This window comes from Kribbella sp. NPDC004138, assembly GCF_053603655.1.
On record NZ_JBSGFZ010000012.1, the window covers coordinates 213,779 to 239,781 of the forward strand.

Genomic DNA, 26,003 nt, shown 5'->3' on the forward strand with positions numbered 1-26,003 from the left:
GTCACCCCTCTGGAGGCCTCACACACCCTCCGCACAACATAGCGTGACGGAAGGGCCGGTGCGGGTTCCGATCGGCGTGCGGGATGCGGCCTGGGTCACACAATTCGTTGACCGGAGCAACGGACGGGGAATAGCTGTGGACTCAGAAATGCACGTTTCAAGCAGTCGCGCGAACTGCTGGGGATTCACTGTCGGCGGCGTACAGAGAAAGTACGCCGGACCAGTCGTCGAGGCGGGCGCGAGTATCGGCACGACCGGAGTCCGCATTCAGCAGGCTGCCATCGGAAATGCCGCGGGTGGCGCGAACCAGGAGCTCGACGGTGACGTCGCGCAGCGTGTCAAGGGCAGCCATGCGGTAATTCAAGCGGAGTCGTGTTTCGCAAACGTAACGCGATCGGCAACATCACGATAAGTCACGAAAATCCCGGAATTACTTGTTACCGGGTAGTCCGCTAACCGGCCAGGAACGACAACCGGACCTGCCGGTCGGGATTGTCGCGATTGGTGTCGACCAGACAGATCGACTGCCAGGTGCCAAGTGTCAGCCGCCCGGCCAGGACCGGCACCGTCGCGTACGGCGGGATCAGCGCTGGCAGCACGTGGTCGCGGCCGTGGCCGGGCGAACCGTGCCGGTGCCGCCAGCCGAAGTCCCGCGGCAGGAGATCCTCGAGCACCGCGAGCAGGTCGTCGTCGCTGCCCGCCCCGGTCTCCAGGATCGCCACGCCGGCCGTCGCGTGCGGCACGAACACGTGCAGCAGGCCGTCTCCCCGGCCGTCGACGAACTGCGCACACCGGCTCGTGAGGTCGAGGACGACCTCACGAGCACCGGTGTGGACCTCGAGGACGACGGAGTCCATCAGGCGGGCACGATGTTGACCAGCTTGGGCGCGCGCACGATCACCTTGCGGGTGCCGCGGCCGTCCAGCGCCTTCTGGATCGCCTCCGAGGCCAGCGCCAGCTGCTCCAGGTCGGCGTCGGAGATGTCCGGCGCGACCTCCAGCCGGTCCTTCACCTTGCCGGCGATCTGCACGACGCAGGTGACCGACTCCTGGACCAGCAGCGCCGGGTCGACCGTCGGCCAGCCGGCCTTGGCGACCGTGGGCTCGTGGCCCAGCTCTTCCCACATCTCCTCGGCCGTGTACGGCGCGACCAGGCTCAGCAGGACCGCCACCGTCTCGACCGCCTCGCGGACGGCCGGATCGGCCGCACCGGGGCCGGAGTCGATCGCCTTCCGGGTCGCGTTCACCAGCTCCATGATCCGGGCGACCATGACGTTGAACCGGTGCGAGTCGATCAGCTCCGCCGCGTCCGCGATCGTGCGGTGGGTCAGCTTGCGCAGCTCGACGTCACCGGTCGACGGGTCCGCGCCGGCCGGCGCTTCGACCGCTCCGGCCAGCCGCCACGCCCGCTGCAGGAACTTCAGCGAGCCGCCCGGCGACATGTCCGCCCAGTCGATGTCGTCGGCCGGCGGACCGGCGAAGACCATGGTCAGCCGGACCGCGTCGACGCCGAACTCGTCGATCATGTCGCCCAGGTTCACGCCGTTGCCCAGAGACTTGCTCATCGACTTGCCCTGGTTGATGACCTGGCCCTGGTTCAGCAGCCGGGTGAACGGCTCGGTGACCCGCAGCAGGCCCATGTCGTGCAGGGCCTTGACGAAGAAGCGCGCGTACAGGAGATGCAGTACGGCGTGCTCCTTGCCGCCGACGTACTGGTACACCGACATCCACCGGTCGGCGGTGGCCTGGTCGAACGGACCGTCGGTGTACTCCGGCGACAGGTAGCGCAGGAAGTACCAGGACGAGTCGACGAACGTGTCCATCGTGTCGGTGTCGCGCTCGGCCTTGCCGCCGCACTTCGGGCAGTCGACCTCGACCCAGTCGCGGGCGGCCGCCAGCGGCGACACACCCTTCGGCTGCAGGTCGGCCCCGCGCAGGTCGGGCAGCTCCATCGGCAGCTGGTCGTCCGGGACCGGGACCTCGCCGCAGGACGGGCAGTGGATGATCGGGATCGGGCAGCCCCAGTACCGCTGGCGGCTCAGCAGCCAGTCGCGCAGGCGGTAGTTGATCGTCCGCTCGCCCAGGTCCTTGGTCTCCAGCCAGTCGATGATCCGCGACTTGGCCTCGGCGACCTCCAGGCCGTCCAGGCTGATCTCGTCGTTCGCGCTGTTGATGGCCGGGCCGTCACCGGTGTAGGCCTTGCCGTCGAAGCCGGCCTCGGGCTGCACGGTCCGGACGATCGGCAGGCCGAACTTCTCCGCGAACTCCCAGTCCCGGGTGTCCTGGCCGGGGACCGCCATGATCGCGCCGGTGCCGTAGTCGGCCAGCACGTAGTCGGCGGCCCAGATCGGGATCCGCTGCCCGGTCACCGGGTTGATCGCGTACGACCCCAGGAAGACGCCGGTCTTCTCCCGCTCGGTGCTCAGCCGCTCGATCTCGGTCTCGCCCTTGACCTTCGCCAGGTAGGTGTCGAAGGCCTCCTGCTGCTCCGGTGTGACCAGCGACGCGGCCAGCTTCGCGTCCGGCGCGACCACCATGAAGGTGGCGCCGAACAGCGTGTCCGGCCGGGTGGTGAAAACCTTGATCGGCTCGTCGCGGCCCTCGACCTCGAAGTTCGCGAACGCGCCCTCGGAGCGGCCGATCCAGTTGCGCTGCATCAGCAGGATCTCTTCCGGCCACTGCAGCAGTTCCATGTCGTCCAGCAGCCGCTGGGCGTACTCCGTGGTCTTGAAGTACCACTGGGTCAGCTCGCGCTTGGTGACCTCCCAGCCGCAGCGCTCACAGCGGCCCTGGACGACCTGCTCGTTGGCCAGCACGGTCTGGTCGTTCGGGCACCAGTTGACGAACGACGCCTTGCGGTAGGCCAGACCGCGCTCGTACAGCCGCAGGAACAGCCACTGCGTCCAGCGGTAGTACTCCGGGTCGGACGTGTGCAGCCGGCGGGACCAGTCGAAGCTCAGCGCGTAGCGCCGGATCGACTCCGCCTGGGTCTCGATGTTGGCGTACGTGTACGTCGCCGGGTGCTCGTTGCGCTTGATCGCCGCGTTCTCGGCGGGCAGGCCGAACGAGTCCCAGCCGATCGGGTTCAGGACGTCGTACCCCTGCTGGAACCAGTAGCGTGCCAGCACGTCGTGCAGCGCGAACACCTCGGCGTGGCCCATGTGCAGGTCACCGGAGGGGTAGGAGAACATCGTGAGCGCGTAGCGGCGCTCCGCCGAGCCGTCGTCCTTCGCCCTGAACGGGTCCAGCTTCTCCCACACCGGACGCCACTTGGCCTGCATGGCGTTGAAGTCGTAGCCACCCCGGTCGATCGGGGCGTCCTCCACCTGCTCCGTCACAGTCCTACTCCTGCTTCGTGGATTGTTGAGCCTAAATCTGCCAGAAATGAAAAATCCCCTCACACAGGAGGGGGTGCCGCACTGACCGGCGCTCAGATTGCGCCTGGATGCCAGTACGGCTAACTAAGGAGCAGGCTCACTCGCATAGGGCCCAGGATAGCACCGGTGCCGCGGCTGCCCGGGGCAGGCGCGGCACCGGACGCCGTCAGCCGATCGGAACGCCGAACGTCTTCAGCCAGTCCTGGACGACCTTGATGTCGATCCGCTGCAGGCCGTCGAGGTAGCGGCAGTTGGCGGTGTAGCCGTAGCTGGTCACAGTCACCTGGTAGCCGTTGAGGAAGGTCGGGCCGCCGGAGTCACCGAAGCAGGTGCCGCCGGTGCCGCGGTTGTCGTGCTCGTTGCCGTTGACCTGCAGGATCTGCGGCGTGAGCTTCTGCCCGGGCTCCTCGGCCCAGCGGCGCAGCAGCGGGTACGACATCGGGGTCGGCTTCTGCGGGCCGGAGTCGGCCTTGCGGACCTCGGTGCCATAGCCGACGGACGTGAAGATCGTGCTGTTCAGCTTGGGCTGCTGGTACGCGTTCAGGTAGTTGGCGGGCGCGATCTTCGCCGGGGCGATGTTCGTGACCGGCCGGTCGAGCACGATCACGCCGACGTCGTTCCAGTTGGCCAGGTCGGTGAAGTCGGAGTACTGCGGGTGCGCGTACGCCGTACCGGACTTGTAGCCGGCTGCTTCGAGCTCCGCCTGCGTGTAGCCCTTCGACGGGTCGGCGGCGACCGGGAACGGCGACGGCGGCTGCTCGGCGATCACCGAGTCGAACGTCACCAGGGTCTTGCCGAGGGTGCCGAGAGTGCAGTGCGCCGCGGTCACCACGACGGTCGGCGAGACGAGCGTCGCCGTGCACCGGAACCGCCCGTCCGGTTGGTAGAACAGGATCAGCCCGACGTTGGGGTGCGCGTTGCCGTCCGGTTGACCGCCGGTGATCGCGCTGGCGGACAGCGCCGGGGTGACAGCCAGTCCGAGAGCCAGTGCGCACAGACCGATGATGCGGCCGAGTCGTGTCCTCATATGTCCCCTCCTGGGGTATGCGGGATACCTGAGGGCATTGGAGCAATCACGCCTCGCGCTGTCCAGACTTCGTTTGACTACCGTCTGTAAGTGCCTGCGCGTTGTCGTTCTAGCAGTCGTACTGTCGGGGCATGGGGCCCGTGGACGAGTACTTCGACAGCCTGGACGCGGAACGGCGCGGCGCGTTCGAGCGGATCCGCACGCTCGCGATGGACGAGGCGCCGGATGCCGAGCAGGGGACGAGTTACGGCATGGCGGCGCTCAGGTACCACGGGCAACCGCTGCTCGGCTTCCGTGCCGCTGAACGCCACCTCAGCATCTTCCCGTTCAGTTCTGCTGCGGTCGACGCCGTACGTGAGTGGCTGCCGGGCTTCGACCTGGCCAAAGGAACCGTCCGCTTCACGGTCGAGAACTCGTTGCCTGAGGACGCCGTCCGTGGACTCGTCCGTCGCCGGATAGCCGAGATCGCCGGCTGAGCAGGGGTCGATGCACAGGCGACCGCAGCAACGCCGCTAGATGAACTCTGTGCCGCCGGCCCGGCGGTGGTCGCCCGGCGTACGGCCGTACTTGCGTTTGAACGCAGTGGAGAACGGCCGTACGTCGGAGTAGCCGCAGGCGCGTGCCACGTCTGTGATGGACAAGGTGTGGTCCAGCAGCAGCTGTGCGGACAGCTCGAGCCGGAGGCGGCGGAGCGTCGACATGATCGAGGCCCCCGTCTGCTGCGTGAACAGTCGCTCGGCATGCCGCTCCGACAGGTGTACGACGGCAGCCACGTCCCGGACGGTGATCGGACGGGACAGGTTGTCGCGGAGGTGCCGCTGCATCGCCTCCACCACCAGCGGCCCACGGTCCCGCCTCACAGGCTCCACTACCAGGTCCTCGTCCAACGCGAACGCACGAGCCGTTTCCAGCACGAGGGTGGCGCCAAGTGCAGCCAGCACTGTGCTGTAGCCCGATACCGGCGCAGCCGCCTCCGCAGCCAGGCCTGTAATGAGTGCCGGCAGCGAACCGCTTCTCGCGGACATGACCGGCCCATCGGCACGGGTCAGCCCGGACCACCACCCTCGCTCGTCGGACCCTGGACGAAAGGTGAAGCCCCAGAAGGCGATGCCGAGCGGCGAAGTGCGCGAGGACTCGATCTCGTGGACGTCGCCGGGCCGCGCGAGGAACACCGAGCCGGGCGTCACGTCGTACTGCACGGTGCCGTTGTTGAAGCGGCCCTCCCCGGAGTACGCCAGGCACACCTCGTGGAACGAGTGGGTGTGCCAGTAGTTGCGCCAGTACTCGGGCCGGTAGTGCCCCCAGCTGAGAAAGTCCGCGCGGAAGCCGTCGACCTCGCAGGACTCGAGCAGTCCCGCGAGGTCGACGAACCGGTCCGCCGCAGCGACGCCGGACAGCATCGGAGGGAGGGTCAAACAGCGCTCCTGCCGGTCGGGTCGACTCCTCGCAGCATCATGCCCTGGCCGAGCGACCACTCGTGGGTCTTCACCGTCGGCGGGTCCCCCGGGTCGCGGTACTGGATCAGCCACGTGGTGCGCGCCTCGTCGCTGGTGTTCACGCCGGACCCGTGCACGGTCAGGTACGTGAAGAACAGGACGTCGCCCGCCTCGGCCGGCTGCGGCGTCGCCGCCTCGAACGACGGCTCCAGCAGGTGGTACGACCCCTCCGGGCTGTGCTCCCGCGGCCCGTCCTTGTGGCTGCCCGGGATGACCCGTACGCAGCCCTTCTCCTCCGGCGCGTCGTCGAAGTGGAAGATCGCCGCCCCGACCCGGTGGTAGGTGTGCGGGAAGAACGGGTGGTCCTGGTGCAGCGGGAACGGCGAACCGTTCTCCGGCGGCTTCACGAACAGCTTGGTGTGGTGCAGCTGGACGTTGTCCACACCCATCACCGCGGCGGCCACGTCGGTGAACCGCGGGTCCACCAGCAGCTTCGAGAACTCGGCGTCGTAGAACTGCGCGTCGTGCAGGTGCTGCAGCTTCGTCGGCGCCTCGGTCATGTCCCGGGCGGCGCCCCAGGTCGGGTCGTCGGACCGGTTCAGCTGCGCCAGCAGGTCGTGGCTGCGCTGCCGGTAGTGGGCCGCTTCTTCCTTGCTGAGCAGGCCTTTCACCAGGACGAAGCCGTTCTCGGCGTACTGCTGCGCGAGCGTCGAGAGTTCGGGACGCCCGTCTGTGATCGTCATCTCGGAGTACCTCCTGATCGGGTACTTCGAGCCTACGAACGGCGGCGTCCGGACGGGAGGACCCGACCGGACGCCGATGTTCGCCGAACGGACATGACTACTCGCCGGCCGACGTCTCCTCGACCGGTACGACGATCGGCCGCAACCGGGCCCAGAGCACGAACAGGGCGGTGAACAGCAGCATCCCGAGGCCGCCCCAGAGGTTGATGTTGATCCCGGCCGCCTTGTCGATCTCGGCCTGCTTCTCGACCAGGCCGAGAATCGTCAGCACCAGGCCGTAGATGCCGACCAGGGCGGCGATCACGATCCGGATGTCGAATGCTCCGGACTTCTTCTTCCCTGCCATCACAAGCTCCCAATCAGCCGAAGACGATGTTCAGGACGACGGTCATCGCCAGCGAGATACCGGCCAGCAGCACCGGCCGGCGGTACCAGCCGTGGTCACCGCGCAGCGTCACCTCGGTGCGCTGCTCCTTCGGCGTCAGCGAGTACACCAGGCCGACCAGCTCGGACTCCTCCTTCGGCCGGGTCATCGTGCTGACCAGGACACTGATCAGGATGTCGACCACGAAGGCCGCACCGGCGCCGACGAAGCTGGCGCCCTGACCGGGCAGGTTGATGACGCCGTTCTCGGACAGCACGAACACCACGATCGCGGTCGCCGTACCGCTGACCAGGCCGATCCAGCCGGCCGCCGCGGTCATCCGCTTCCAGAACATACCGAGGATGAAGGTGGCGAACAGCGGTGCGTTGAAGAACGAGAACAGCTGCTGCAGGTAGTCCATCAGGTTGCTGTAGCCGGAGGCGATCGCGGCCGTGCCGATCGCGATCACTGTGCCCGCGACCGTCACCCAGCGGCCGGTCCGCAGGTAGAAGTCGTCCGGCCGGTCCTTGATCACGTAGCGCTCGATGATGTCGTACGACATCACGGTGTTGAACGAGCTCAGGTTCGCCGCCATACCGGCCATGAACGAGGCCAGCAGACCGGTGATCGCCAGGCCGAGCATTCCGTTCGGCAGCAGGTCGCGCATCAGCAGCAGCAGCGCGTCGTTGTAGTCGACCTCGCCGCTGCCGGTTGCCTTGAACTGGGCCAGTTCCGGCACGATCACCGCGGCGATGATGCCGGGGATGATCACGATGAACGGCACGAACATCTTCGGGAACGAGCCGATGATCGGGGTCCGCCGGGCCGCCGACATGTTCTTCGACGCCATCGCCCGCTGGACCTCGACGAAGTTCGTCGTCCAGTAGCCGAACGAGAGCACGAAACCGAGGCCGAACACGATGCCGATCACCGACAGGAAGTCGTTGCTGAAGCCGCTCAGGTCGTTGCCCGGCCACGCGCTCATCTGCTCGGCGCCGCCCGGCGACGCGGTCACCTTGTCGACGAGGCCCTCCCAGCCGCCGACCTTGTGCAGGCCGATCAGGGTCAGCGGGAGCAGCGCGGCGACGATCACGAAGAACTGGAGCACCTCGTTGTAGATCGCGGCGGACAGCCCGCCGAGCGTGATGTAGCTGAGCACGATCAGGGCGGCGACGATCACCGACACCCAGATCGGCCAGCCGAGCAGCACGTTCACGATGGTGGCCAGCAGGAACAGGTTCACGCCCGCGATCAGCACCTGCGCCAGGGCGAAGCTGATCGCGTTCACCAGGTGCGCGGGCTTCCCGAACCGGCGGAGCATGAACTCCGGCACGCTGCGGACCTTCGAGCCGTAGTAGAACGGCATCATCACGACGCCGAGGAACAGCATCGCCGGGATCGCGCCGATCCAGAAGTAGTGCACGGTCGGCATGCCGTACTGCGCGCCGTTCGCGGACATGCCCATGATCTCGATGGCGCCCAGGTTGGCCGAGATGAACGCCAGGCCGGTCACCCAGGCGGGCAGCGAGCGCCCGGACAGGAAGAAGTCCAGGCTGCTGGAGACCGCCCGTCTGGCCAGGTAGCCGATGCCGAGCACGAAGACGAAGTACAGGGCGATGATGATGTAGTCGATCGCCGTCGCGTCCAGTCTGAGGATGGATTGTTGGGCAAGCATCGGGCCTCCGGATCACCACAGTGACTGTTCGTGTTGTTACCGCTGAGGAACGTTACTCCTACTTTCAACCAACCCGGCGGCGACCCGGCCGGTTCTCCACCCGGATCTCCACCCCTGGTCGGTACCCAGGAACGACCGCGCCGACCTACCGTCCGTGACATGAGCCTCGGAACGTTGCCCAACGCACTCGTCGTGGTCGCCGTCGTGGTCGTCGTCCTCGCCCGGCGGCTGTCCTGGTCCGAGCTGGAGAACTCCGACACCGACGTCTGGCGCGGCCCGCTCGTGCTGATCGGGGTCGGCGTCTACCAGCTGTACGACCGGCACACCGGACTCGGCGCCCTCGACGTCGTCCTGCTGGTCGCCGGAGCCGTGCTGGCGCTCGTGGCCGGCGTCGGCTCCGGACGGGTCGCCCAGGTCGAGCGGCGCGCCGGGAAGGTGTTCTTCCGGCTCGGCCTGCCCGGACTCGGCATCATGGTGGCCTACCTGGTCGTCCGGCTCGGGCTCGCGGGTCTCGGCCACCTGCTCGGCGCCTCGGTCGCCGGCGGCGGTGCGCTGATGGTCTCGATGGGTGCGAACCTGTTGACCCAGTCGCTGATCATCCAGAGCAAGGCGAGCCAGATGGCCGAGGAGTACACCAACCAGTGAAGCTGAAGGCACGGCTGCCGCCCCGTCCGCACGGAGAGAGCGGCTGGGTCGGCCGGGTACTCGCCAGCGGCGTCGCGGTCGCGGTGCTCTCCACGGCCCGCCCTGCGGACAGCTGGGTCTGGGTCGTGCTCGGTGTGGGCTTCGCCCTGTTCCTGGCTGGTTCAGTGCTGATGACAGCCAGGCCGTACGTCTCCTTCGCACTGCTGTCCGTCGTGGCCGTCAGCAGTGCTCTGATCGCAGGCTACCCGCAGTCGAACGCGCTGGTCCTGGTCCTGGTCGCGATCACCGACGTTGCCGTGCTCGACTTCCGACGGCACGGCAATCGCCCGATCGTTGCTGCCGGCATCGGCGTGGCAACCGCCTACGCCGGGTCGGCCTGGCTGTTCGACCAGTCCGACAGCTGGTACTTCACCCAGCTGCTGTGGACGGCCGTACTGGTCGCCTTCGGGTTGAACCGGCGTCAGTACGAGGTCCAGGCGCGACAGACCGAGCAGCTGCTGGAGCAGACCCGGCTGGCGCAGAGCGAGCACGCCCGCGCCGCCACGCTGGAGGAGCGCGGGCGGATCGCGCGGGACCTGCACGACGTACTGGCGCACTCGCTCGGCGCACTGAGCGTCCAACTGGAGGTGGCCGAGGCGTTGCTGGAGGAGCGTGGCGACACGGCCGGTGCGCTCGAGCGGGTACGTCGTTCGCGGCGGCTCGCCGTACAGGGGCTGACCGAGGCACGGAACGCCGTGGCTGCGCTGCGGGCCGACGCTGTGCCGGAGCTTCCCGCCGCGCTCGCCGGGCTGGCGGAGCAGCACGAGAAGGACCACGGGACAGCTGTGCAGCTAGCTGTCACGGGCCACCCGCGGACGCTGGACTCAGCTGTCACCGTGGCGCTGCTCGGCGCCGCTCGTGAGGCACTGACCAACGCCGCCAAGCACGCACCCGGTCAGACGGTCGAGATGCGGCTCGACGGCGTACGGTTGTCGGTTCGGAACAAGGGCGTGACGAGCGGCGAGGGGTTCGGGTTGACCGGGATGCGGGAGCGGCTGGCCCTGGTCGGTGGGACGTTGACAGCGGGTCCGGACGGCGACGACTGGTTGGTGGTGGCAGAGGTTGAGTGACGCAATCAGGGTCGTCGTGGCGGACGACCAGCAGGTCGTGCGGGAGGGACTGGTCGCGCTGCTCGGGCTGATCGACGGCGTCGAGGTGACCGGCGCGGCCGCGAACGGCGTCGAGGCCGTCGATCTGGTTGCCGGGGGCAACGTAGACGTGGTGCTGATGGATCTGCGGATGCCGGTCCTGGACGGCACGCAGGCGACCGCGCGGATCACGGCCGACTTCCCGCACGTCGCCGTCCTCGTGCTGACCACGTACGCCGACGACACGTCGATCGCGAACGCGCTCCGCGCCGGGGCCCGCGGCTACCTCACCAAGGACGCCGGCCGCGCCGAGATCGGCGCCGCGCTGCGGTCCACCGCGGCCGGTCAGTCGACGTTCGACCCGGAGGTGACCAAACGGCTCGTGGCCGGCCTGGCGCCGGCGGCCGATCCCGGCGGCGACGGGCTGACCGCACGCGAGACCGAGGTCCTGCGGTTGATCGCGCAGGGACTGAGCAACTCCGAGATCGCCGGGCGGCTGTTCATCAGCGAGGCGACCGTGAAGACGCACATCAACAACACGTTCGCGAAGATCGGCGCCCGGCACCGCGCCGAGGCGGTGCGGTACGCCTACCGGAAAGGGATCGCGTCAGATTCGTAGCTCGGCGACGACCGGGCGATGGTCGCTGCCGGTCGGGCTCATCACCCAGGCCTTCGTCGGGGTGACGCCGCGCACCAGGATGTGGTCGATCCGCGCCATCGGGAACGCCGACGGCCAGGTGAACCCGAAGCCGGTGCCTGCCGCGCCCTGCGCCGAGCGGAGGCCGGCCGTCAGCGGCGCGAGACTCCGGTCGTTCGCCGTACCGTTGAAGTCGCCCATCACGATCACGCCCGCGAGCCGCTCGTCAGCGATCTGCCGGCCGAGCGCCTTGATCGTGTTGTTGCGCTGGTCGGACGTGAACCCGCTGGTGCCGACCCGGACCGACGCGAGGTGCGCGACGTACACCGCGACCTTGCCCTCCGGCGTGCTGACCTCGGCGCGCAGCGCACGCGTCCAGCTGAAGCCGACGTCGACGGACTTGGTCTCGACCACCGGGTACTTCGACCACAGGGCGACCGTGTCCCGGGACACCTCGTACGGGTACAGCTTCGCGAACGCGGACTTGTAGATCTTCAAGTCCCCCGCGGTGAGTTCCTCCAGCGCCATCACGTCGGCGTCGGCGGCGATCAGGTCCCGCGCGGTCCGCTCCGGGTCCGGGTTTGCGGCGTCGACGTTGTGGGTCAGCACGCGCAGGTCGTACGCTCCCCCGCCGCCCTTGCCCGGGATCAGCAGGTCGCCGAACATCAGCGCCCAGATCACCGCCGGGACGAGCAGCGCGACACCGGCCGTCGCGGACCGCCGGACCAGCGCCGCGACGGCGAGGACCGGGATCGCGACACCGACCCACGGCAGGAACGTGTCGAGCAAGCTGCCGAGGTTACCGATCGAGTTCGGCACGTAACGGTGGAACAGCAGCGGCAGCGCCGACAGGATCGCCAGCACCGCGATCACCCAACCGCGCCGCCACATGCCACCCTTCCGGCGGCGCGCGTTCCTGGGCGACGACGGCTGGCGGGTGGCGACAGCGGTTTGGCGGTCCGGCATGCAGCGATTGTGGCGGACTGCCGGGCCGGACCAAAGTCCGTGCCCGGCCGGGTGCGGCGATTTCATCCGTACGGACGACCGGAAACCGCACCGGACGCACCCGGACACAGCCGGACACAGCCGGAATGATGAGGAATCCGTGAGGGTACTGGTGCCTTCGGGTGACAGCGCCCACAATGCCCGTATGCAGTCCGCGCAGGCCACCGAGCCGTTCGTCGTCAAGCGCCACGGGCTCGGCACGACCAGGACCGCGCTCGCCGTCGGCACCGTGATCTTCGGCCTGATGGTCGCGCTGACCCTGACGATCGTCGTCGTCCAGGCGATCCGCGGCGAGTCCATCCGGGAACCGCTCGAAGCGGTCTGGCTCGCCTGGGGCGGGACGCCGCTGATCTTCGCGGTCGGCTTGCCGATCCTGCTGCTCGTCGGCGCGATCACCGCGCTCGAGGAACGACGCGAGGAGGACGACGACGACATCCTGCTGACCGTCGACGACGCCGGCATCCGCCTCGGCGGCGAACAGCCCCGCACGATCCCGTGGGACGAGGTTCGCGGCGTGTGCCGGCTCGAACGCCACGAGGTCAACGACGAGGGCGAGGACACCTGGGAGCCGCACCTGGTCGTCATGCTCCTCGACGAGGAGGCCCTCCCCCGCAGTACAAAAGCGTGGGGTCCGTCGTGCCCGTGGCCCGGGACACACGAGATTCTCGGGCGGACGCTGCCGTACGACGCTCTTGCCACCGCTGTGGCTCAGCACGCACCGCATGTCCCGGTGAGCAATCGCGGGCGAGTCGAGGACTGACTGACCCGCGTTTGGTGTCGTGGGACGCGGCGGGTGAAACATGTGATGACAGACCCACGCGTGCTACGCCGGCGACCGGGCCGACGAGTTGTTGAGTGGGGTCGTCGGGGTTACTGACGACAGGACGTAGTCGTCTACGTATACGTCGCCGTGAGCGTGGGACCGACCGCGCAAGGAGGCCGGGAGCCGGATACATCCTGTCCTCAGTGCACCGCTGCAGCGATGCTGGCTGCGATCGGGGTGGTAGGACGCCCGATCAGGCGGCTGAGGGCGCTGTTTCCGGCTGCCGCCGGGAGTTTCCGGCTCGCGCCGGGGCGCTTCCGGCTTGCGCCGTGAGATTGCGGCTGGCGGCGGGGGTACAGCTTGCCCCGGGGTGCTCCGGCTGGCGTGGGGTGCCGGCTTGCGTCGGCGGGGGGCTGGCGGCTGGGCCTGCCTTTCATCGAAAGCCTGCGGTTGGCGCAAGGTCTGCCTGCTGGTGTTGGCGGGTGCTCGCTGCGGCTCTTGTCTGAGTGCCTGTGACGGTGGTGAACGGGTCGGTGGCCCCGGACGTGGCTGTGGATGGTTGAGCTGTGGGTGTGGCCTAGATGTGGTCGGTCCACCTGCTGCACTCCCCCGGCTCAGGCCGTAGACCTGGGCCCGCCTCCGCGGTCAACGCTGCTAGCTCTGACTCAGCTCTCCCGCACTGGGAGTAGGTCCTGCTCGGTGAAGACCTTCTTGGCGACGGCGACCGCGTTGAGTGCGCGGGGGAACCCGGCGTACCCGGCGGCGTGAATCAGCGTCTCGACGAGCTCTTGCGGGGTGAGTCCGACGTTGAGCGACGTACGGAGATGGACCTCGAGCTGGGGCTCGCAACCACCCAGGGCAGTCAGTACGCCGAGCGTGACCAGCTGCCGCTGCTTCGCGTCGAGACCGGGCCGTGCATAGATATCGCCGAATCCGAACGCCACAATGTGATGCGCCAACGCGGGCGCGATATCCGCCAGCCCGTCCATCACACCAGCCGCGGAACCGCCGTCCACGGAGTTGAGAACCTCCAGACCACGCTCGTACCGCACCTGCTCTTCGGGACTGTTGATGTCGGGAGCCGTCATGCACCTGACGCTAAGCCCCGACCGGTCCTCGCAAGCTGCTGGTGATGGGAATGCCAGCGCGTGGTTCAGCCGTCGCGGCCCTGCCACGTGGTCACGCAGGCTTCGTTTCCTTCCAGGTCGGCGAGTACCCAGAAGGCGGGGCACGCGTCGCGGATACGAGTCGGCCGCCGGCCGCCAGTGCGGTCTCGATGCGCCGAGTTGCCTCGTCGTGCGGAACACAGACGTCGAAGTGGATGCGGTTGCGCTGCGGGCGCGGCTGATCCATCTGCTGGAACCAGATGGCCGGGCCCTGACCGACCGGGTCGACGAGCGGATCCTCCGGCCCCTCCCTACCCACCTCATCCGTGTAGCCCAGAACTGCCTTCCAGAACGGCCGAATCCCGGCGATGTCCAATGCGTCGATCGCGATCTCCAGAACCTGGACGGACCTCGGTGCGTCGGTGCCGATCTCCGGTTGCGCCTGCAAGCCGGACTGCTGTGCGACGGCAGTGATCCGCAGCGCGAGTTCGACATCCGTGGTGGTCACCGCAGCGCTCTCCACCGATTGCAGGGTGAAGACGACTCGATCGGGGCGAGCGTCGACCCGGAGGTGCCGGTCGGCGTCGTTGCCGCACACCGCGACAGCATCCGTCGCCAAGCCGATCGCCCGCGCCACTGACTCGACCGGGACCGAAGTTCGCAGACTGCCCAGCAAGAAGCGCCACCCAGATTCCTGAACAGCCCCCGACGCTTCCGGCCGACTCAGCACTTGTTCCATAGCGGCATCCTTGCAGCCCCACTGACAGCCCCGACGTCAGCCGGAAGCAACCCGGGCGCGTGGGTGCTATCCCTTGGCGGCGAGCAGTTTCTGTAGATCGTCCAGGACCTTCATGGCGCCGATCGGGCCGAGGCCGAGGAACCAGACCTCGTCGTCGACGCGTTCGGCCTTGCCGGCCTTCACTGCGGCGAGGGACTTCCACAGGGTGCTGTTGACGACCTTGTTCTCGTCGGTGGTGTCGGGTTTGCCGTAGCTGGAGTAGAAGATCCAGTCGCCGGCGGCCTGGCCGATGTTCTCCTGGGAGACCTCGACGGCGAGGTCCTGCACGTCCTGGATTTTGGGCCGCGGCAGGCCGACGTCCTTCAGGATGACGCCGATGAACGACAGGTTGCCGTACAGCCGGATCTGCCCGGGACGGAACCGGACCAGCGAGATCGTCGGCGCGCCGTCGACCTTGGACTTCACCTCGTCGGCGCGCTTCTGGTAGTCGTTCAGCAGGCCGGTGGCCTTGTCCTCCTCGCCGACCGCGTCCGCGACCAGCAGGAAGTTCTCCTTCCACGGGAACCCGGGCCGGATGCTGAACACCGTCGGCGCGATCGCGCTCAGCTTCTCGTACAGGTCGTTGGCCCGCAGCTTGCTGCCCAGGATCAGGTCCGGCTTCAGCGCCGCGATCGCCTCGAGGTTCAGCTCGCTGATCCCGCCGACGGTCTTGATGCCCTGCGCCTTGTCCGCGAGGTACGACGGTACGCCGCTCTGGCCCGCCGTCGTTGCCATGCCGACGGGCGTGATGCCGAGCGCGAGGACGTCGTCCAGCTCGCCGCTGTCCAGGACGACGATGCGCGACGGCTTCTTCTCGATCTGCACCGAGCCGAGCGCGCCCTTCACCGTCCGCGGGAACGCCCCCGGCGCGGCGTCCGACCCGAGTTTCGCGGTCTCCGCGTCGGCGGTCTTGAACAGCCGCCCGCCGGTGGCCACTTCCTTGTCACCGACGCCGGTGTCCGAACTCTTGGTGTCCCCGCCGCCGCACCCGGCGAGCACCAGCAGAGCAGCCGCCACAACGATCCCGATCAGCTTCCTCACACCCACAGACCCTACACAACTTTGGTTAGGCATCCCTAACTAGGCCCACTTTGTGCACGGCTCAACCGCCGGACCGCCGCGCAGACGGTTGGCCGGTGCTCAAGGACGACTTTGTGCACGGTTCGCGTGCCTCCGGGCGTCTACGGCGCGGACGTGGTGCACAAGGTCGCGCTTTCGCCGGCGGCGAGGGTGCGGGTGACGACGTGGTCGGAGGTGAGGGCGATGCGGTGGGTGCCGGCGTGGGTGGCTCGGACGACGGCCTCGGTCAGCTTGCCGTCGCGCCAGGTCGCGTCGAACACAAGCCCGCCGCGCGCCCGCAGCCCGCGGAACGCGCCGTCCGGCCACTCGGCCGGCAGCGCGGGCAGGACGCGCACGACGTCGGTGTGGCTCTGCAGCAGGAGTTCCGGGATGCAGCCGGTGATGCCGAAGTTGGCGTCGATCTGGAAGATGTCGCCGTCGCGGTGCATCAGGTTGTCCGACACCAACCGGCTCAGGTAGTCCTGGATCACCGCAGCGGCGCGCGCCGGCTCGAACAGCCGGGCCCACAGCGCGACCAGCCAGGCGGCGGTCCAGCCGCCGTTCACCGCACCCGCCGTCCGCAACTCCAGCGAGGCACGCGCGGCCGCGGCCCACTCCGGCGTACGCGACGGGTCGATCTCCGCGCCCGGATACAGGCCGTAGAGATGCGACTGGTGACGGTGCTGCGGCTCCGAGGGTTGCCAGTCGGTCGGCCACTCCAACAGCCGCCCGTCGGAGGCCGTACGGATCTTCGGCAACCGTTCTCGGGCGGCGGTCGCCCGCTCGACGAGCTCGGACGACAGACCGAGGACCGACGCGGCCTCGGCCAGGTTCGCGAACAGCTCGCGGATCAGCCAGATGTCGTACGTCGACGTGAGATCGACCGACGCCTTCGCGCCGGAAGGCAGGACGAAGTGATGCTCCGGAGCGGTCGACGGGACGAACTGCAGGACACCGTCCTGATCCTCGACCAGCATCGACAGGACGAACTCGGCCGCACCCGCCATCACCGGATAGGCGCGGTCCCGTAAGAACTCCACGTCGCCGGTGAACCGGTAGTGCTCCATGAGATGCGCCGTCAGCCACACTCCGCACGTCGCGCACATCGCCCAGACCGGATCGTCACCGCCCTCGCCCACGGGCCAGGTCGCCCTCCAGATGTCCGCGTTGTGGTGCGACACCCAGCCAGGAGCGTCGTACAGGATCCGTGCGGTCTCGGCGCCGGACGCCGCCAGGCCTTCCAGCAGGTCGGTGAGCGGGTCGAAACACTCGCTCAACCCGGTCAGGTCGGCGAGCCAGTAGTTCATCTGCGTGTTGATGTTGTTGGTCCAGTCGCTGGCCCACATCGGCCGGCGGTCCTGGTTCCAGATGCCTTGCAGGTTGGCCGCCTGGGTGCCGGGGCGGGACGAGGCGATCAACAGGTACCGGCCGAGGTTGAACGCGAGCGCGACCAGGTCCGGATCGTTGCCGCCGGCAGCGACCGCCGTGATCCGCTCGTCGGTCGGCAGAGTGACGACCGGGCCGAGCTGCAACTCGGCCCGGTCGTAGAGGGTGGCGTGGTCCTCGACGTGACGCTCACGCAGCTTGTCCACGGCCACCGCGTCCAGAGCGGCGGTCGCCTCCGCGAGCGCGACGGACAGGTCGCGGCCCGGCGGCACCGTCCACCCGGCGAACGTGCTGGCGGCGGCCACCAGCACGGTCAGCCGATCCGCCCCGCGAACTGTGACCCCGTCGGGCGAGGCCGTGACCGTACCGCCCTCGGCATGGGCCCGTAGCGCGACGCCGAAGCCGATGCCGCGCCCGTCCTCGTACCGGATCGGGTCCGGCCGCTCGCGGTACTCGATCGTCAGGTCCGACGGCGCCCGGCCGACCACGCCGTAGCTGCCGCCGGCACCTTCCGCGGCGACCGGATGCGGGCTGTCGAGCGCGAGATCGAGATCGACAGCGCCGGCCCGGTCGGCCGTGACGGTCCACACCAGCACCTGGTCCGGCACGGACACGAAGGTCTCGCGCCGGAACCGCACGCCGTCGACCGTGTAGTCGACGGCGGCGATCCCGGTGCGCAGATCCAGGCTCCTCCGGTAGTCCGCAGGGTCACCCGAAGCCGACCGGATCACCAGATCCGCGAGCGGCTGGTACGACTCCACGAGCGGCCCCTGCAGCGCACGGGTCCGCTCGGTGGCGGCCAGCTGATCGCCGTCCTCCAGCAACAACCGGCGTACGTCGGCCAGCACGGCCGGCCCGTCCGGGACGGTCAGCGTGCGCGGACCGTCACCGGACCAGACGTCGTCGAGGTTGAGCGCGATCCGCTCGTCGGCGACCCGACCGTACACCTTCGCGCCGAGGTGCCCGTTGCCGAGCGGCAACGCCTCGAACCAGTCAGCCGCGGGGCTGCGGAACCACAGGAGATGAGACATCAGCCCTACTTCGAACCGCTCTTGTACTTGTCGTAGGCCTGCTGGTTGATCTCCAGGTACCGCGGCATGCCGGTGCTCTCCAGCCCCTTCACGTACGCGTCCCAGTCGGTGTCGATGTTCTTCGAACCGGTGATGAAGGCCAGCTGGTTCTGGTTGACGTACGTGTTCAGGTTGGTCTGCAGCGTGGCGAGCTCGCCGCTCAGGCTCGGGTCCGGCCAGACCGAGGTCTGCGGGAACCACTGCGCCTTGTCCTCGTGGCCCTCGTACAGCTTGGTGGCCTCCCACAGCCGCCGCTCCAGGCCGGCGCCGGTGTAGATGTCCTTCGGCACGACCTGCGCGTTCCGGTAGGCCAGGGTGTTGTTGTACTGACCGAGCGCGCCCCAGCTGATGTTCTTCGGCGCGTCCTGCTTCGGCTTGTACAGCGCCTTGGTGCTCGCGTCGAGCGCGATGTCACCGGCGGCGGGCTTGGTCCAGCCGATGCCCTCCGGGCCCATGTTGGTGATCATCTGGCCCTCGTCGCTGTAGATCCAGTCGAGCATCTTGATCGCCGCGACCTGGGCCTCCTTGCTGGCCTTGTTGGTCAGCATGAACGTGTAGCCGGTCGACGTCGGGTGGTTGTATCCGGTGTAGCTCTTGCCCTCGGGACCGGTCAGCGGCGGCACGGCGTCGTACTGCTTGTCCCGGCCGTCCTTGGAGTCGAGCTGGACGAAGATGCCCGGCCAGAGCACCGGCACGGAGCCGAGCACGACAGCCTTCGGGTTGTTGCCCTGCGCCTGCAGCGCCTGCGCGTTCTGGGTGAACGCGGCCTGGTCGATCAGGCCGTCCTTGTAGAGGCCGTGGATGTACTTCAGGCCTTCCTTCCACTGGTCCGAGGTGACCGGCGTGACGACCTTGTCGCCGTTCAGCGTGATCAGCGACCGGACGCCGTTGTTCGCACCGACCGGGTCGTAGGCGAACGCGTTCATCAGGTACGCGATCAGGCTGCTGTCCTGGGTGTCGGTGGTCATCGGGATCTCGTCGGCCTTGCCGTTGCCGTTCGGGTCCTTGGTCTTGAACGCCTGGAGCACGTTGCGCAGGTCGTCGGTGGTCTTCGGCACCTGCAGGCCGAGCTTCTTCAGCCAGGCGCTGTTGATCCACAGCTTGTCCGGGTAGGTGCAGTGGAAGCAGTCCGCCCACTGCGGCAGCGCGTAGATGTGACCGTCGGGCGCGGTCGACATCTCCTTGTACTCCTTGTTGGAGTCCAGCGCCTTCTGGATGTTCGGCGCGTTCTCCTTGATCAGGTCCTCCAGCGGCACCGCGATGCCCTGCTGGCCGAGCTTGAGCACCTCCGCCTGGGTGAACGCGTCGATCCACGGGATCAGGAAGAACAGGTCCGGGTAGTCGCCGCTGGCGAGCGCGATCTGCCGCTTCTCCTTGGCCGGCCCGGCGTCGTACGTCGTGGTCTGCCAGCGGAACTGGATCTTGAACTTGTCGCTGATGATCTTGGTCACCGCGTTGGTGTCCATGTTGGTGCTCTGGTCGGACGGCGTGAAGGTGTCGACGACGACCTTGCCGTCGGCCGACGTCTCGTTCGCCGCACCCTTGCCGGACTTGTCCGAACTGCACGCCGCCAAAGCCAGCGCACCGGCCGCGGCCAATGCGACGACCTTGCTCACGGATGAGCGCATTGCTGTGTTTCCCTTCTGGAGGTGGGCCTTTCAGCCCTTGACCGCGCCGACCATCACGCCCTTGGTGAAGTGGCGGGCGACGAACGGGTAGATGATCAGTACGGGCAGGCTCGAGATGACGATGAGCGCGTACTTGAGGACGTTGGCCAGCTGTTGCTGTTCGAGCTGCTGGGCCAGACTCGTCGTGGTGGTGGACCCGGTGAGGGTGTTCAGGATCAGCACGTTCCGCAGCACGATCTGCAGCGGGTACAGGCCGGGGTCCTTGAGGTAGATCAGCGCGTCGAAGTAGCTGTTCCACTGGAAGATCGCGTACATCAGCGCGATCACCGCGATCACCGGCCTGGACAGCGGCAGCACGATCGACCACAGGAACCGCAGGTCGCTCGCCCCGTCGATGGTGGCCGCCTCGTACAGTTCCTCCGGGATCGTGCTGCGGAAGAACGTCCGCGCGATGATCACCTGCCAGACCCCGATCGCGCTCGGGATCACCATCGCCCAGCGGGTGTTCAGCAGGCCGAGGTCCTGGACCACCAGGTACGTCGGGATCAGGCCGCCGGAGAACAGCATGGTGAAGATCAGCACGCTCATGATCACGTTCCGGCCGAAGAACGTCCGGCGGGACAGCGGGTACGCGATCGCGATCGTCAGCGTGACGCTGATCAGCGTGCCGCCGATCGCGTAGATGAACGAGTTCAGGTAGCCCTTCATGATCAGCGGGTCGCTGAACGCTTCCTTGTAGGCCTTGAGCGAAGGCTCGATCGGCCACAGCAGCACCCGGCCGGCGCTGACCGCCGACGGGCTGCTGAACGAGTTCGCGACGATGTAGATCAGCGGTACGGCGACCACGATCAGCGCGATCCAGAGCATGATCTTCACGCCGAGCAGGAAGATCTTGTCGGTGCGCGTCTCCTCGATCGTCGTGCGCTGCGACTCGTGCCGGCGGGCCGACGTACGGCGGAATCCTTGCAAGGTAAGGCTCATGACCAGAGTCCGTTTCCGGTGATGCGCTTGGCGGCGAAGTTCACACCCAGCAGCAGGAAGAGGTTGATCACCGAGTTGAAGAGCCCGATGGCGGTCGCCATGCTGAAGTCGGCGTTCAGCAGACCGGTCTTGTAGACGTAGGTGGCGATGATCTCCGACTGCGCGGTGTTCAGCGGGTTCTGCAGCAGGAACGCCTTCTCGAACCCGATCGACATGATGTTGCCGACGCCGAGCACCAGGATGATCACCGCGGTCGGCATGATGCCGGGCAAGTCGACGTGCCGGATCCGCTGCAGCCGGCTGGCGCCGTCGATCCTGGCCGACTCGTGCAGCGCCGGGTCGATCCCGGACAGCGCGGCCAGGTAGATCACCGCGGAGTACCCGGTGGTCTGCCAGACGTCCGACCACACGTAGATGTGCCGGAAGTAGTCCGGCCGCCCGAGGAAGTCGACCGACGGTACGCCGAACAGGCCGATCGCGTCGTTGACGAAGCCCAGCCGCGGCGACAGCACCAGGATCGTCATCGAGACCACGACCACGGTGGAGATGAAGTACGGCGCGTACGTGACGAGCTGGACGATCTTCTTGAAGCGGCCGTTGCGGATCTCGTTCAGCGCGATCGCCAGGATGATCGGGATCGGGAAGCTCGCCAGGACCGTGTAGACCGAGAGCAGGAAGGTGTTCTTGACCAGGGTCCAGAAGACCGGGTTCTGGAAGAACAGCTCGAAGTTGCGGAAGCCGACCCACTCACTGCCCCACGGGCCCTTGATGGGGCTGTAGTTCTTGAACGCGATCACCGCGTTCGCGATCGGGACGTACTTGAAGATCACGAAGTACGCGAGCGGTACGACGACGAGCAGGTAGAGCTGCCAGTGCCGCCGAAGACTGCGCCGGGCCTGCGTCCGGCGACTCGTTCGCGGTGGTTTCCGGGCGGTTGCCGCCGCCGGCGGCGCCGGTGCCGCGGGCGCCGGTTTCACCTCGAAGGTTGCGCTCACTCCGCATCCTTTCCCTCACGCGCTGGAGTGGAACCGATATCCGATAGGATCTCGGGTTTCGCTATCCCGGAGGATGACACAGATCCCAGGGCAGCGGAAGAGTTTCCCGGCCGGTCGATACCGGACGGTGACCGATGTGCTCAGATCCCTTGCCGACAAGGGATTCGTGGCGTTGCCTCCAGCAACTACCGGTCGGCAAACGCCAGCTGATCCGGTGGCCAGCCACCGGATCCGGGCACACGCCGATCACACCCGGGGTCGCTCTGAGCCACCGACACCGGACCGATCCAGAATTTATTTCTTACGTTAACTATGTAGCAGTCAACCCGCCCACGGCGACCCATGTCAAGACCTGGCTTTGGTCAGCTGCCGCCCGATCGCCACCTCGTCGAACCGGCCGGCGCGCTGACCGTTCCAGAGCTCGGCCATCACCATCAGAACGCGCAGCACGACCTGCAACGACTCGATCGCAGCCAGTTCCCGTTCACCGAGCGGATCCGCGGCGGTGCGCTGGTAGCCGTCGATCATCTCGGGGGCCCTGTGCACGCGGGCGATGACGAACTCCCAGGCGCGGCTGTCCGGGTGGCACAGGTCGAAATCGATCACCCCGGCGAACCGGCCCCGCTCGTCGAAGTGCAGGTTCCAGCTCGCGAAGTCGCCGTGCACGATGGTCTGCGGCAGGGCCAGCAACTCGCGGTCGGCCACCAGCTGCTTGGCGCGGTCCATCGCGCGCGATGCCCGGTCGGCGAGCGACGGATGCTGTCCGCGGAGCAGCTCGACACCCCGGGCCCAGTCCTGGAACTCCCCCATCGCATCCAGGTCCGCCGCCTGGAAGAAGCCCTCGCGACGCCCGAGGTCGAGGCCGGCGAGGTCCGCGTGCAGGCGAGCCAGCAGTTCGCCACGCTCGGCTCGTTGCGCCGCGGTCTCGTCCTGGTGCGGTCGGCCGGGTACGTAGCGGGTGACCGCCCAGAGCCGGTCTTCGAAGCGCACGGGCGGGCCGAGCTGCGCGGGCACACTCCAGCCGCGGGCCGTCAGGTGGTCGAGGACCTGCGCCTCGAAGGTCAGGTCGGACTCGGTGCGCAGGACGTGGTAGCGGCGGAGGATGTGGTGCTCGCCGTCCCGGGTCCAGAGATGCCAGTTGCCGTTGCCGATCGAGTCCGCGTCACCGGGGCGGGTGGGCTCGAGCCGGGCGGTGTCGAGACCGAAGGCGTCGAGCGGGGGTGTGCGCAGCATCCGAGCATGGTCGCAGCTCGGGAGGGGCCAGACAGGAACCTGACCCGACCATCACGGGGGAACGGCCGGGCCAGGCACTGTCGATACTACTCCTGATGACCAAGCGGGGCCGGGTAATTCGAGGGCGGACGCGCCGGGTGCTGCCCTACTCTTGGCGGCATGCGAACCCGCTCCTGACAGCGCACCACGGCGTGCGCCGAAACCAAGCGTTTGACCTCTGGTCGCGCTTCGTCCTGCCCGCACGCGCCCTCAGGAGCACCCCGCGATGCCTTCGTACCGATCGGCCGACCCGACCCGGACGTACTACGTCTACAACGCCGCCTGGTCCTTCCTCGCCGCGCTGTCCTTCACCCTGAACCTGGTGTACTACGTCCGCGACGCCGGACTCGACCCGCTGCAGATGGTCCTGGTCGGGACCACGCTCGAAGTGGCCTGCTTCCTCTTCGAGATCCCGACCGGCATCGTCGCCGACCTGTACAGCCGCCGGCTCTCGATCGTGATCGGCTTCCTGCTGATCGGCGCCGGCTTCCTGCTCCAGGGCCTGGTGCCCGCGTTCCTGGCGATCCTCGCCGCGCAGGTGCTGTGGGGCGTCGGCTTCACGTTCACCTCCGGCGCCGACCAGGCCTGGATCACCGACGAGATCGGCGCCGAGCAGGCCGGCCGGGTGTTCGTCCGGGCGCAGCAGTTCGAGCTGGCGGCGAAGATCGCCGGCATCGTCACCGCCGGCGGTCTCGGACTGATCAGCCTGCCGCTGCCGATGGTGATCTCCGGCGCCGGGATGATGCTGCTCGGCCTGCTGCTCGCGCTGTTCATGCGCGAGCAGAACTTCCACCGCACCCCGCGCGCCGAGCGGGAGACGTTCCGGCACCTGGCGGAGACGTTCAAGCACGGCCTCGGGGTCGCCCGGCGGCGCCCCGTCGTACGGACGCTGGTCGTGGTCAGCCTGATCGGCGGCCTGTCGAGCGAGGCGTTCGACTGGTTGTGGTCGGTGAAGATGCTGACCTTCACCTTCCCGACCGTGTTCGGTACGTCGGACCCGGCGTTCTGGTTCACGGTCCTGGCCCTGATCGGCACGCTGCTGTCGCTCGGTACGTCGGTGACGCTCGACCGGCTCTCCCCGGAGCGGTTGTCGGCGGCGCACCCGACCGGGATCCTCGCGACGTTCGCGCTGCTGCAGATCGTCGGTGTGGTCGGCTTCGCGCTGTCCGGCAGCCTCTGGCCCGCGCTGGCGGCACTGTGGCTGACCACCGTCGCCGGCACGGTCGCGTACCCGGTCCAGTCCGCATGGCTGAACCGGCACATCGACTCCCGGTCCCGCGCGACCGTCCTGTCGATGGTGTCGCAGGCGAACGCGATCGGTCAGGTGGCCGGCGGCCCGCCGCTCGGCGCGGTCGGCCGCTCGTCGCTGCGGGCGGCACTGCTCGCGTCGGGCCTGATCCTCGTCCCGATCCCCGCGCTCTACCTGCGCACCCGGGTCCCGGACGAGGCCGTCACTCGTCGATCTTGATCCGGACGGCTTCGCGGCGGTTGTCGTACGACGACTTGATCAGGCTGGCGACCGTGGTGACGAACAGGGTGCCGATGATGAAGCCGAGCGAGGTCAGGATGCCGATGTGCGGCAGGTGGATCGCGCCGATGTCGTCGATGTGCGAGCCGTGCAGCGCCTCGATGATCAGCTTCACGCCGATGAACGCGAGGATCACCGAGAGGCCGACGTTCAGGTAGACGATCCGCTCCAGCAGCCCGCCGATCAGGAAGTACAGCTGCCGCAGGCCCATCAGCGCGAACGCGTTCGCGGTCAGCACGATGTAGGCGTCCTGGGTGAGCCCGAAGATCGCCGGGATGGAGTCGAGCGCGAAGATCACGTTCGCCATCCCGATCGCGGAGATCACGATCACCAGCGGGGTCAGCATCCGGCGGCCGTCGATCCGGGTGGTCAGGTTGGCGCCGTCGTAGTCGTGCGACAGCGGGAGAACCCGGCGCAGCCCGCGCAGTGCGGCGTTCTCCTGGAAGTCCTCGTCGTCGTTCTCGCCCTCGATCGCCAGGCGGACCGCGGTGTAGACCAGGAACGCTCCGAAGATGTAGAACACCCAGCTGGCCGCCGAGATCGCCGCAGCGCCGGCCAGGATGAACACCGCGCGGAGCAGCATCGAGACCACGATGCCGATGTACAGCACCTTGTCCTGCGCCAGGCTCGGGACGGCGAACCGGGCCATGATGATCACGAACACGAACAGGTTGTCGACGCTCAGGCTGTACTCGGTGATGTACCCGGCGACGAACTCGCTGCCCGACTGTCCCGGGCTGAACAGGAACAGGCCGAGCGCGAACAGCCCGGCCAGGCCGACGTAGAACAGCACCCAGCGGGTGGCGTCCTTGATCGTCACGGTGTGGTTGCGGCGGGCGATCACGATCAGGTCGAACGCGACGATCGCGAGCAACCCGATGATCGTCAGCACCCAGACGGCTGGGGACATGACAGAGACCATGACGAACCTCCGGACGTCGGCGAACAGCTGCTTGGTCCGGAGGTCTCTCCCACCCGGATGACTCCGGGCCGGCAGCACCGGTTCGGCCGCCCAGGCCTCCCGTGATGACGACGCTGCCGCTTCGGGGATACTCCCCTCCACAAACGCGCCAAGTCTATAGGTACCCGGCGCGTTCGCAGCATGGTATACCGCATACTGGCTGCAGAACTAGATCGGACGCCAATATGAGACATCAATGTCTCATATGAGGTACCATCGTCTCATGGCAGTCGATCGGAAGCAGGTCTTGCGGGCCGCCGCGGGCCTGTTGATGCGGAAGTCCACCGCGACCATGGACGAGGTCGCCCGGGCGGCCGGGATCAGCCGCGCCACTCTGAACCGGCTGTTCGCCGGGCGGGACGCGCTGATCCGCGCACTGGAGGAGCTTGGGATCGCCGAGTGCGAGGCCGCCGCGGCGCGGGCCGCCGTCGACGACGGCCC

At 67.9% G+C, this 26,003-nt stretch carries 25 protein-coding genes; 7 read left to right on the top strand and 18 right to left on the bottom strand.

Annotation, left to right across the window (positions count from 1 at the left end):
- Nucleotides 1-157 precede the first annotated feature (157 nt).
- From ACWEOO_RS19160 to ACWEOO_RS19175, 4 genes are all read right to left on the bottom strand, one after another.
- On the bottom strand, nt 158-352 hold the full coding sequence (locus ACWEOO_RS19160) for a hypothetical protein (RefSeq protein WP_359937514.1): 195 nt from the start codon (nt 350-352) through the stop codon (nt 158-160).
- A gap of 100 nt (nt 353-452) precedes the next feature.
- Nucleotides 453-857: a YjbQ family protein gene (locus ACWEOO_RS19165; RefSeq protein ID WP_363714362.1), complete on the bottom strand. Its 405-nt coding sequence runs from the start codon at nt 855-857 to the stop codon at nt 453-455.
- Nucleotides 857-3,325, bottom strand: a complete 2,469-nt coding sequence (leuS, locus tag ACWEOO_RS19170) for a leucine--tRNA ligase (RefSeq protein ID WP_452144144.1) — start codon at nt 3,323-3,325, stop codon at nt 857-859. Before leuS ends, ACWEOO_RS19165 begins: the two co-directional genes overlap by 1 nt.
- Nucleotides 3,326-3,542: 217 nt before the next feature.
- Nucleotides 3,543-4,403 carry a S1 family peptidase gene (locus tag ACWEOO_RS19175; protein WP_452144122.1) on the bottom strand — a complete coding sequence of 287 codons (861 nt, stop codon included), beginning with the start codon at nt 4,401-4,403 and terminating at the stop codon, nt 3,543-3,545.
- A gap of 131 nt (nt 4,404-4,534) precedes the next feature.
- Here ACWEOO_RS19175 and ACWEOO_RS19180 point away from each other — a divergent pair, with 131 nt between their 5' ends.
- Entirely contained in the window at nt 4,535-4,879 is a 345-nt protein-coding gene (locus ACWEOO_RS19180) for an iron chaperone (protein ID WP_452144123.1), read from the top strand.
- 36 nt (nt 4,880-4,915) lie between these two features.
- Here the strand turns inward: ACWEOO_RS19180 and ACWEOO_RS19185 are convergent, their stop codons facing one another.
- The 4 genes from ACWEOO_RS19185 to ACWEOO_RS19200 all read right to left on the bottom strand — a co-directional run bounded on the left by ACWEOO_RS19185 (nt 4,916) and on the right by ACWEOO_RS19200 (nt 8,621).
- Nucleotides 4,916-5,818, bottom strand: a complete 903-nt coding sequence (locus ACWEOO_RS19185; RefSeq protein WP_452144124.1) for a helix-turn-helix domain-containing protein — start codon at nt 5,816-5,818, stop codon at nt 4,916-4,918.
- Entirely contained in the window at nt 5,815-6,582 is a 768-nt protein-coding gene (locus ACWEOO_RS19190) for a phytanoyl-CoA dioxygenase family protein (protein WP_452144125.1), read from the bottom strand. Before ACWEOO_RS19190 ends, ACWEOO_RS19185 begins: the two co-directional genes overlap by 4 nt.
- Before the next feature lie 97 nt (nt 6,583-6,679).
- Complete coding sequence (locus tag ACWEOO_RS19195; protein WP_452144126.1) at nt 6,680-6,928, bottom strand: hypothetical protein; 249 nt, start codon at nt 6,926-6,928, stop codon at nt 6,680-6,682.
- A 13-nt stretch (nt 6,929-6,941) separates the two neighbouring features.
- Nucleotides 6,942-8,621: a sodium:solute symporter family protein gene (locus ACWEOO_RS19200; protein WP_452144127.1), complete on the bottom strand. Its 1,680-nt coding sequence runs from the start codon at nt 8,619-8,621 to the stop codon at nt 6,942-6,944.
- Nucleotides 8,622-8,780: 159 nt separating this feature from the next.
- On the opposite strand from ACWEOO_RS19200, the gene ACWEOO_RS19205 reads away from it, so the two are divergent.
- From ACWEOO_RS19205 to ACWEOO_RS19215, 3 genes are read left to right on the top strand one after another with little or no spacing between them, the layout of a single operon-like run.
- Nucleotides 8,781-9,266, top strand: a complete 486-nt coding sequence (locus ACWEOO_RS19205; RefSeq protein WP_452144128.1) for a hypothetical protein — start codon at nt 8,781-8,783, stop codon at nt 9,264-9,266.
- Complete coding sequence (locus ACWEOO_RS19210) at nt 9,263-10,375, top strand: sensor histidine kinase (protein ID WP_452144129.1); 1,113 nt, start codon at nt 9,263-9,265, stop codon at nt 10,373-10,375. Before ACWEOO_RS19205 ends, ACWEOO_RS19210 begins: the two co-directional genes overlap by 4 nt.
- On the top strand, nt 10,368-11,012 hold the full coding sequence (locus ACWEOO_RS19215; protein ID WP_452144130.1) for a response regulator: 645 nt from the start codon (nt 10,368-10,370) through the stop codon (nt 11,010-11,012). The genes ACWEOO_RS19210 and ACWEOO_RS19215 overlap by 8 nt, the downstream gene beginning before the upstream one ends.
- Here ACWEOO_RS19215 and ACWEOO_RS19220 read toward each other — a convergent pair.
- Nucleotides 11,001-11,921, bottom strand: a complete 921-nt coding sequence (locus ACWEOO_RS19220) for an endonuclease/exonuclease/phosphatase family protein (RefSeq protein ID WP_452144145.1) — start codon at nt 11,919-11,921, stop codon at nt 11,001-11,003. The genes ACWEOO_RS19215 and ACWEOO_RS19220 overlap by 12 nt on opposite strands.
- Before the next feature lie 259 nt (nt 11,922-12,180).
- On the opposite strand from ACWEOO_RS19220, the gene ACWEOO_RS19225 reads away from it, so the two are divergent.
- A complete protein-coding gene (locus ACWEOO_RS19225; protein ID WP_452144131.1) occupies nt 12,181-12,795 on the top strand; it encodes a hypothetical protein in 615 nt (204 codons plus the stop codon).
- Between the two features lie 668 nt (nt 12,796-13,463).
- Here the strand turns inward: ACWEOO_RS19225 and ACWEOO_RS19230 are convergent.
- The 8 genes from ACWEOO_RS19230 to ACWEOO_RS19265 all read right to left on the bottom strand — a co-directional run bounded on the left by ACWEOO_RS19230 (nt 13,464) and on the right by ACWEOO_RS19265 (nt 23,034).
- Entirely contained in the window at nt 13,464-13,886 is a 423-nt protein-coding gene (locus ACWEOO_RS19230) for a carboxymuconolactone decarboxylase family protein (RefSeq protein ID WP_452144132.1), read from the bottom strand.
- Between the two features lie 91 nt (nt 13,887-13,977).
- The gene (locus ACWEOO_RS19235) at nt 13,978-14,643 is read right to left on the bottom strand and encodes a VOC family protein (protein WP_452144133.1); all 666 of its coding nucleotides are present in this window, start codon (nt 14,641-14,643) and stop codon (nt 13,978-13,980) included.
- A 66-nt stretch (nt 14,644-14,709) separates the two neighbouring features.
- A complete protein-coding gene (locus tag ACWEOO_RS19240) occupies nt 14,710-15,723 on the bottom strand; it encodes an ABC transporter substrate-binding protein (RefSeq protein ID WP_452144134.1) in 1,014 nt (337 codons plus the stop codon).
- A gap of 140 nt (nt 15,724-15,863) precedes the next feature.
- A complete protein-coding gene (locus ACWEOO_RS19245; RefSeq protein WP_452144135.1) occupies nt 15,864-18,158 on the bottom strand; it encodes a glycoside hydrolase family 95 protein in 2,295 nt (764 codons plus the stop codon).
- A 5-nt stretch (nt 18,159-18,163) separates the two neighbouring features.
- A complete protein-coding gene (locus tag ACWEOO_RS19250; RefSeq protein ID WP_452144136.1) occupies nt 18,164-19,825 on the bottom strand; it encodes an ABC transporter substrate-binding protein in 1,662 nt (553 codons plus the stop codon).
- Between the two features lie 30 nt (nt 19,826-19,855).
- A complete protein-coding gene (locus tag ACWEOO_RS19255) occupies nt 19,856-20,806 on the bottom strand; it encodes a carbohydrate ABC transporter permease (RefSeq protein ID WP_452144137.1) in 951 nt (316 codons plus the stop codon).
- Nucleotides 20,803-21,801, bottom strand: a complete 999-nt coding sequence (locus ACWEOO_RS19260) for an ABC transporter permease (RefSeq protein ID WP_363714394.1) — start codon at nt 21,799-21,801, stop codon at nt 20,803-20,805. The genes ACWEOO_RS19255 and ACWEOO_RS19260 overlap by 4 nt, the downstream gene beginning before the upstream one ends.
- A 345-nt stretch (nt 21,802-22,146) precedes the next feature.
- On the bottom strand, nt 22,147-23,034 hold the full coding sequence (locus ACWEOO_RS19265; protein ID WP_452144138.1) for a phosphotransferase enzyme family protein: 888 nt from the start codon (nt 23,032-23,034) through the stop codon (nt 22,147-22,149).
- Nucleotides 23,035-23,299: 265 nt separating this feature from the next.
- On the opposite strand from ACWEOO_RS19265, the gene ACWEOO_RS19270 reads away from it, so the two are divergent.
- The gene (locus tag ACWEOO_RS19270; protein WP_452144139.1) at nt 23,300-24,541 is read left to right on the top strand and encodes an MFS transporter; all 1,242 of its coding nucleotides are present in this window, start codon (nt 23,300-23,302) and stop codon (nt 24,539-24,541) included.
- On the opposite strand, the gene ACWEOO_RS19275 is transcribed toward ACWEOO_RS19270, so the two are convergent.
- Entirely contained in the window at nt 24,525-25,511 is a 987-nt protein-coding gene (locus ACWEOO_RS19275) for a TerC/Alx family metal homeostasis membrane protein (protein ID WP_363714400.1), read from the bottom strand. The genes ACWEOO_RS19270 and ACWEOO_RS19275 overlap by 17 nt on opposite strands.
- 274 nt (nt 25,512-25,785) lie before the next feature.
- Here ACWEOO_RS19275 and ACWEOO_RS19280 point away from each other — a divergent pair.
- Nucleotides 25,786-26,003 (top strand): TetR family transcriptional regulator (locus ACWEOO_RS19280; protein ID WP_452144140.1); only part of this gene is annotated, 218 nt, incomplete at its 3' end.